Source organism: Peteryoungia rhizophila, from assembly GCF_004912145.1.
Taxonomy (GTDB): Bacteria; Pseudomonadota; Alphaproteobacteria; order Rhizobiales; family Rhizobiaceae; genus Allorhizobium; species Allorhizobium rhizophilum.
The window spans coordinates 1-2,500 of sequence record NZ_STGT01000013.1; the positions used below are offsets into that span (position 1 = coordinate 1).

Here is a 2,500-nt window from a genome sequence, read left to right on the forward strand (position 1 = left end):
GATTTGAACCTGCGGCCTTCAGGTTATGAGCCTGACGAGCTACCGGGCTGCTCCACCCCGCGTTACCAGCGTAAATCCGGACAGGATTTACCGCTACAGAGCAAACTCGCGAGAGTTTGCGTCTCTACCCGACTTTTGCCGAAGGCAAAAAGTCGTCTTTTCCGGATTTTTACCGTTAGGCAAAAGACCGCCTGTTTTATCCGTATTCTGCAACGCAAAAGGGCCGCTTTTGGCGGCCCTTTGATTTCGGCAGGGCCGACGGTGTGTTGAGAAGATTGTTTTTCAGCGTTTTCAGCTGACAACATTGCGCTTAGCAGACCTGGCAGCGACCTACTCTCCCGCGTCTTGAGACGAAGTACCATTGGCGCTGGGGCGTTTCACGGCCGTGTTCGGAATGGGAACGGGTGCGGCCACCCCGCCATGACCACCAGGTCGGCTAAGGGCAATGTTGTTGAGAAGCTGGTACAGGCTTTTGCCTGTTTTCTTTGTCTTGAACACGTCGGTTTTCTCTGCCCTCGACTGTAGAGGCTTCCACCCATACAGGCCGATAGGCCGTCGCCAGCAGTCTGGCGGCCCGTCCGGAGCGCGTCAGCGCGTCAGCGCGTCAGGACAAAAGAACAGCATCATCATCGCGGCTTTAGCCGCGCTGATGAGCATAAGCAATGAGAACGATCAAGCCAATCGGGCTATTAGTAACGGTAAGCTTCACTCATTACTGAGCTTCCACACCCGTCCTATCAACGTGGTAGTCTTCCACGGCCCTGATAGGGAATACTCGTTTTCAGGTTGGTTTCCCGCTTAGATGCCTTCAGCGGTTATCCATTCCATATATAGCTACCCTGCTATGCCGTTGGCACGACAACAGGTCCACCAGAGATATGTCCATCCCGGTCCTCTCGTACTAGGGACAGATCCTGTCAATATTCCTACACCCACGGCAGATAGGGACCGAACTGTCTCACGACGTTCTGAACCCAGCTCACGTACCGCTTTAATTGGCGAACAGCCAAACCCTTGGGACCTGCTCCAGCCCCAGGATGCGATGAGCCGACATCGAGGTGCCAAACAACCCCGTCGATATGGACTCTTGGGGGTCATCAGCCTGTTATCCCCGGCGTACCTTTTATCCGTTGAGCGATGGCCCTTCCACACGGGACCACCGGATCACTATGACCGACTTTCGTCTCTGCTCGACTTGTCAGTCTCGCAGTCAGGCGGGCTTATGCCATTGCACTCGACGACCGATTTCCGACCGGTCTGAGCCCACCATCGCGCGCCTCCGTTACTCTTTCGGAGGCGACCGCCCCAGTCAAACTACCCACCATACACTGTCCCGGATCCGGATGACGGACCGCGGTTAGACATCCATGACGATAAGGGTGGTATTTCAAGGATGGCTCCACGGAAACTGGCGTCCCCGCTTCAAAGCCTACCACCTATCCTACACATGCCGACACGAATGCCAGTGTAAAGCTATAGTAAAGGTGCACGGGGTCTTTCCGTCTGACCGCAGGAACCCCGCATCTTCACGGGGAATTCAATTTCACTGAGTCTATGTTGGAGACAGCGGGGAAGTCGTTACGCCATTCGTGCAGGTCGGAACTTACCCGACAAGGAATTTCGCTACCTTAGGACCGTTATAGTTACGGCCGCCGTTTACTGGGGCTTCAGTTCAAAGCTTGCACCTCTCCCTTTAACCTTCCAGCACCGGGCAGGCGTCAGACCCTATACGTCGTCTTGCGACTTCGCAGAGCCCTGTGTTTTTGATAAACAGTCGCTACCCCCTGGTCTGTGCCACCCCAAAACACTTGCGTGCCTTGGGGTCACGCTTCTTCCGAAGTTACGCGTGCAATTTGCCGAGTTCCTTCAACATAGTTCTCTCAAGCGCCTTGGTATACTCTACCTGACCACCTGTGTCGGTTTCGGGTACGGTCTATACGGTGGAGCTATTTCCTGGAACCGCTTCCTCGCCCAGACAATCCAATAAGTCTGAACAAGTTACGCAATCCGTCACTACCACCAGGCCCACGAATATTAACGTGGTTCCCATCGACTACGCATTTCTGCCTCGCCTTAGGGGCCGGCTAACCCTGCTCAGATTAACTTTAAGCAGGAACCCTTGGTCTTTCGGCGAGGGGGTCTCTCACCCCCTTTATCGTTACTCATGTCAACATTCGCACTTCCGATATCTCCAGGGCCCCTCACGGGTACCCCTTCACAGACTTACGGAACGCTCCGCTACCACATACACTTGCGTGCATATCCTCAGCTTCGGTGCATGGCTTTAGCCCCGTTACATTTTCGGCGCAAAGACCCTTATTTAGACCAGTGAGCTGTTACGCTTTCTTTAAATGATGGCTGCTTCTAAGCCAACATCCTGGTTGTTTTGGGATCCTCACATCCTTTCCCACTTAGCCATGACTTGGGGACCTTAGCTGGAGGTCAGGGTTGTTGCCCTCTTCACGACGGACGTTAGCACCCGCCGTGTGTCTGCCGACTA

General features: G+C 54.4%; 1 protein-coding gene and 2 rRNA genes (1 of these 3 cut by a window edge). 1 reads left to right on the forward strand and 2 read right to left on the reverse strand.

Annotated elements, in window-relative coordinates; translation table 11 throughout:
• A partial coding sequence (locus E9677_RS25455) for a hypothetical protein (RefSeq protein WP_205910199.1) occupies window positions 1-270 on the forward strand: 270 nt, incomplete at its 5' end.
• A gap of 47 nt (window positions 271-317) precedes the next feature.
• Here the strand turns inward: E9677_RS25455 and rrf are convergent.
• Both rrf and E9677_RS25025 read right to left on the reverse strand, forming a co-directional pair.
• Window positions 318-432, reverse strand: a 5S ribosomal RNA gene (gene rrf, locus E9677_RS25020).
• 236 nt (window positions 433-668) lie between these two features.
• Window positions 669-2,500: ribosomal RNA gene (locus tag E9677_RS25025) — 23S ribosomal RNA — on the reverse strand; it runs 1,057 nt beyond the window's last position.